Below are 5,653 nucleotides of genomic sequence, written 5' to 3' on the forward strand. Positions count from 1 at the left end.
GATTTTGATGGGCACCACTTATAACAAGATTACTGTTATAAGTGGTGCTTTTCTTATAGTTGTTGAGGAAAAATGGTAATCAATAAAAAAAATATTTTTTGGATAGCTGAAAATTTGTGTATTATTGCAGCATGAAAACAACATCAATACAAAGCTTTATACCGCAGCCGATTTATCGGAGGGGATAGCTATGTATTGAATAAAAATATTTAAAACAAAGAGTCCTCTTAGGTAAGCCTGAGAGGACTCTTTGTTTTAGCAAGAAATTTTATACCATTTAATATGAAAACTACATCAATACAAAACTTTATACCACAACCGATTTATCGAAGGGGATAGCTATGTATTGAATGAAATATTTAAAACAAAAGAGTCCTCTTAGATAACCTAAGGGGACTCTTTTGTTTTAACAAGAATTTTTAGAGTAATATATCAATTGGTCAGATTACCTGCTTTGGGAGCAGGAGGTTCCCGGTTCGAATCCGGGTTACTCTACATAAAATGGAAATATAGCTCAATGGTTAGAGCAGTACTCTTATACGGTACCGGTTAAAGGTTCGAGTCCTTTTATTTCCACTTATTTTCCTGTGGTGCAATGGTAGCACGTCTGATTTTGGTTCAGAAGATTGTGGTTCGAGTCCATACAGGAAAACTTAAAGGAAATATTTATTGGCAGCCTTTGGATAAAAGGTCTACATTTAAATAATAATACGATTTTCTTATTTGTTACTTTTCAAGGAAGGCGAAACCTTTTTTTCTGGTGGTAAAGCCTTAAATTCTTTATATGCGGCCATTAGGTAAAACTYCATATCCTCCTCATTCATCCTGTCTAGTTTTTTTATTGTTGGCCTGTACAATACCATAAAATAATCCAGTTCAGCTCCAGTGAGCGGAGTGTATGTTTTAACTACCTTTTCATTAAATCGCTGATCGATCTTGCGCTCGGTTTTCTCACGTTCCAGTTTCCTTTTAAACCGTCTGGCAAACTTTCCCTCCCGACTAAAATACCTGGAAGGAGAGAAAATGAATGGTTGGTTCTTTGCCAGTTTAATTGCCTGTGCTTTTCGATATACATCTGCATATTGTATTTCAGGATTAAATGCCTCAGCTTTGATTTCTACAGTATTAAGAAATCTATTGTTTAGTGTCATATACTTGCGTATAGGCTTTGCATTTATCAAAAACAGGGTGTCGGAAAAGTAACCAGGCTGATTAAAAATTAATATTTGATTAGGAATAGCCCTAATATTAAACTCGCCTTTGGCATTAGTGATTGCCTTTTCTTTGGAAGTACCATTCGTTACTTCTACGTTTTCTAACTTGAGGCGTGAATCTCTGTCAACCACTGTACCAGTAACAACTTGAGATGAAACCTGTAGGACCAGAAAGAATTGTAAAACTAAAAGAAGAGCTGTTAAACGCATATCTAAAGTTATGTAATTATGATGGTTTACTTTTCGAATCCATTGAGCGCCAGGTGTTAAATAGTGTTAAAGTCGATTGATATAATCGGTAACTTCAAAAACTATTAACAACATTGTCTAAATCAACCCCTAAGAAAGTCTATTATACACCTCTTATCGATCTGTGTTTGTCTGTAATTTTGAATTAGAAAGCATCTGGCAAATGGATGCAGGAATATATTTTTTAAATAATAATTCTTACGACTATGAAAAATGAAGATTTCACAACAACGATTTTAGTTGATGCCACAGCATCGGATGTTTTTAGTGCTATTAATAATGTACGTGGCTGGTGGTCTGAAAATATTGACGGAGACACAGACAAACTTAATAGTGAGTTTTTATATCATTACCAGGATGTCCATCGCGCCAAAATGCGGATTACTGAGCTTGTGCCAAACAAAAAAGTGGCTTGGCATGTGCTTGATAACTATTTCAAATTTACTAAAGATGAGTCTGAGTGGAAAGATACTAATGTAGTCTTTGAGATCTCTGAAAAAGATGGTAAAACGCAATTGAAATTTACACACCAGGGGTTGGTGCCAGATTATGAGTGTTTTAATGTCTGCCACGATGCATGGACACATTATATACAAGATAGTTTGAAAGATCTTATTTTAACAGGTAAAGGTGATGCAACACCTAAGGATGTAGAAGAAGGGACTCTTAAAACGCAGTTGCCAGAGAATGAGCTTTCAAGAGAACAAACAAAAAGTATTTATCACAAACTACTTATTGAAGCACCGGTAGAAAAGGTTTATAGTGCCCTAACCACCCAAAAAGGCTTAGGGGGCTGGTGGACTCCTGATACAGTTGCAAAACCTGAAGTAGGGAGTATTGCCAGGTTTGCTTTTGGACCGAGCTACTTTAAAGAAATGGAGATAACCGAACTTAAACCATACAGTAGCGTAAAATGGCTTTGCCTTAAAGCATATGAAGAGTGGGTAGGCACTACGATTACTTTTGAATTGGAGCCACATCGCAAAGGATCTACGCTATCTTTTCATCATGATGGATGGGCAGCATATACATCAGAATTTGCAGGCTGTAGTTTTGACTGGGCGCTCTTTTTAAGGAGCTTGAAATTGCTTTGTGAAACAGGCAAAGGGATTCCGTATCCGGATTTTAATAAGTAAAAATCATAGAAAATCCTGTGCCAGTAATGACACAGGATTTCAACAAAAGCCGATTTATTTTCCTTTCAGTTTGTCTGAAAAAAGTTTCATATAGAATCCACCAACTACACTTCTTGCTTTAAAGTTGTCGCGGATACCGGTATTGGAATCATAAAAATCGTTCAAAGGAACGCGTGATTCCGTTTCGATGGCATGTCTGTAAACAGGTTTTACCAGCGCTTCAAATTCCTTTTCGGTTGGAGCAAAAGTCGCCGTCCACAAGATCCAGTCATTTTTAGTATATGCCTTTCTGCTGTCCAAAGGTAAACCGAATTTGTTTTGCTTCGTCAGGTAATACTTAATTTCGGTATCATAAATCTTCTGAGGAAATAAGCTCAGATCCAAAACTTTATCCCAAACCAGGTTATACTTCTGGCTCCAGGTATTTTTGTTGTCAAAAGTCAGCGCATAATGATCGCCTGCATCAGCCATTTCTATCCATTTAGGAACCATGCTTTCGGCAATGGCTCTGTATTTGGTAGCCGTTTCTGTATAGCCTAGTGTTTCAGCCATTTGTGCATAGCTGGCAATACCTACAATTGCTTTTACTGATAAGTTTGCATTTCTTGCCAGGTGGCCTGCAAAATCATCAGTGCACAACTGTGTTTTGGGGTCCAATCCTTCCTTGGTCAGGTAATCTGCCCAAGTGGTCAGGGTTTTCCAATGCTTTTTTGCATAATTTGCATTGCCCTGTGCCTTCGCAATCGCTGCTGTAAGGATAATCATATTGCCCGATTCTTCAACTGGCATCGGTTCTCCATAAGTCTGGCCGTTAGCCAATGGGTATGTACCCAAATCGTGTGCGGCCCATGGGTGGGGATATTTTCCGCTTTCGCTGAAATAAAATATACCGTTTAACATACCTTGCAACAAAGCAGGATTGTAAATCAGGTAGAGCGGGGCAGAAGGGTAAGTTACATCAACAGTATTGATGAATCCACCACTATTATTTTCTTTAGATAACCATAAGATTTCGCCCTCAGGACTTTTTACCAAGGTATGCGCTGCAATACTCTGACGATAGCCAAGAATGCACAAGTGTGCATATTCCTTACCACCAGATTTAAGTGCATCAGCATATACTTCTTTGTTAAAAGTCTTACATTTTTGCATTACCTCTTTGTACTGATTAGCTGCATCGGTCAGTTGACCTTCCATCGTTTCCTTTCCAGAAGTGTTCCACCAAGGTCTCAGGTTTCTCTTGAAATACTGAATTGCATAAACCTCGTCGTAACCCAGCTCAACAAAGCGCTCTACCTCTGTTTGGCCAACAGTTCCAAAAGGAACGACAGTGTTTAGGGCAAGAGATTTGCCACGGGATGCAGTAGAAGCTGAGGATCCGTTTCTGAATGCATCAGCTGCAGAACTACTGTTGGTGATAAACTGTACCGCATTGCTGGACTTAGGAGCAGCCACGTAGAAATAACCCCAGTCGATGCGCATATCATCAGCACCCTTTTGCAGAACTGGTTGTTCTACCGTACCCACTTTTAGGATTGATAATTTAGCTGTTGAGTATTTTTTAGCAGTTACTTCCTGTGAAGGTCTATATACCGCTATGTTTGAAGAAGCACTTAGCAAAACCTTTACCGTGTGAGTTTTTTTGTCGTTGGCCTGTACATTGTATGTGATGTAAGAAACCGGACGCGCCAGTAATCCCAAATCATTCATAAGTAGGGGCGAAGTAAAGGTAACTTTAAGATCAACTTTGCCACAAGTAAAATCATAGATCGTTTGCGTAGCAGTAACCTCTACATTTTTCTGTTTCGCCAGTTGAATCTTGGCCGCATTGTCCTTCAGTTTATCAGCCAAACCAAAGTCCAGATATCTGCCTCCGGCCGAGTTGGCCAGGTGGATGGCGATCACATTCTGGCCGGCCTTTAGGTCGCTTTTATCTAGTGGGAAATATTGGAACGTATTGGTCCATCCTTCTTTTTGATAAACCTTTTTACCGTTTAGATATACTTCAATGTTGTCATCATGGTTCATTTTTAACAACAGCTCATTGATGCTGGCAGGATTGGCAATATTAAACGACCTTCTTACCCAGATGTCATTAGATTTCCAAAGTGTTTTTACTTGTTTGGCGTCATCTCCAATAGGAGCCGAACCGGTTTTCCAATCAGCAGCAGCGTATGCAGCCGACTTCCAGTCGCCTTGCGGTGCCGTTTCCGTATACTTTACTGTATAAGGAGTTTCGTCAGAAGTACCGAGTATTGTTTTATAGTTTGTCTCTTCCTTACCAAGAAAGCGGTAGATATTACCGTCTACATTGATCAGACCCAGTAGTGAGTGATCTGCGCCTGTCCAGTGAGTTGTAGTAGATGCATTGAGTTGATCGGTATTTGACCAGATACTGAAATTGGGATTGTGCGTGATTAACGGGTAGGAAGGTGCCTTCCTATCCTGAGCTTGGGTTTGGCATATTGCGAAAAAGCAAGCCAGCAAGCCCAGGACCTTTAATTTGTTGGATTTGTTCATTTTTGTGTATATAGTTGATTTGTATTATTAGTTTGGATTGTAAAATTAAGTGATTGAAGTTTGTTAAGACCGCGCATCTGTATCAAGTTTTCGCGTATGCGTCTCAATCTTGGTAAAATAGAACATAATTGACTCCTAGCTGGTACATTGATAAATGTGGTTGCAAGGAATCACTATTTCCTGTAGCTTCGCCAATTATAATTTACTCTAAAATAAATGTCGGTATACAATTCATCGAGCGATCTTCAGCTGGTCGATCTTTTAAAAAAGGATGATGAAGCCGCTTTTACCGAAATTTATTACCGTTATGCGGACAAGTTAGCCGGGTTTGCCAGTTCTAAATTATATAGCCTTGAAGATTCACGCGACATCATTCACGACCTATTCGTGAAATTTTGGGAGGAAAGGAAATCCCTAAAAATAGATCGGAATTTAGAGGCTTATTTATTTACAATGGTTCGTTATCGCATCATTGATAAGATCAGAAAGAACATTACTCATGAAGATTACATGGGAATGGTGCTAACTTTACAG

General features: G+C 39.0%; 4 protein-coding genes and 2 tRNA genes. 4 read left to right on the plus strand and 2 right to left on the minus strand.

The features are described 5' to 3' along the window. Window positions 1-421 precede the first annotated feature (421 nt). Both AC1DDX_RS22085 and AC1DDX_RS22090 read left to right on the plus strand, forming a co-directional pair. Window positions 422-495 (plus strand) — tRNA-Pro (locus AC1DDX_RS22085). An 8-nt stretch (window positions 496-503) separates the two neighbouring features. Further along, window positions 504-576: transfer RNA gene (locus AC1DDX_RS22090), tRNA-Ile, on the plus strand. Window positions 577-719: 143 nt separating this feature from the next. Here AC1DDX_RS22090 and AC1DDX_RS22095 read toward each other — a convergent pair. Then, entirely contained in the window at window positions 720-1,424 is a 705-nt protein-coding gene (locus tag AC1DDX_RS22095) for a peptidase associated/transthyretin-like domain-containing protein (protein WP_477622606.1), read from the minus strand. 245 nt (window positions 1,425-1,669) lie between these two features. Between AC1DDX_RS22095 and AC1DDX_RS22100 the strand changes: the two genes are divergently transcribed. After that, window positions 1,670-2,599: an SRPBCC family protein gene (locus tag AC1DDX_RS22100; RefSeq protein ID WP_288879433.1), complete on the plus strand. Its 930-nt coding sequence runs from the start codon at window positions 1,670-1,672 to the stop codon at window positions 2,597-2,599. Between the two features lie 54 nt (window positions 2,600-2,653). Here the strand turns inward: AC1DDX_RS22100 and AC1DDX_RS22105 are convergent, their stop codons facing one another. Further along, on the minus strand, window positions 2,654-5,119 hold the full coding sequence (locus AC1DDX_RS22105) for a glutaminase family protein (protein ID WP_288879432.1): 2,466 nt from the start codon (window positions 5,117-5,119) through the stop codon (window positions 2,654-2,656). Window positions 5,120-5,335: 216 nt separating this feature from the next. On the opposite strand from AC1DDX_RS22105, the gene AC1DDX_RS22110 reads away from it, so the two are divergent. Further along, a partial coding sequence (locus AC1DDX_RS22110) for an RNA polymerase sigma factor (protein ID WP_477622607.1) occupies window positions 5,336-5,653 on the plus strand: 318 nt, incomplete at its 3' end.

The sequence above is a fragment of the Pedobacter sp. 10L46_2 genome, from assembly GCF_056395165.1.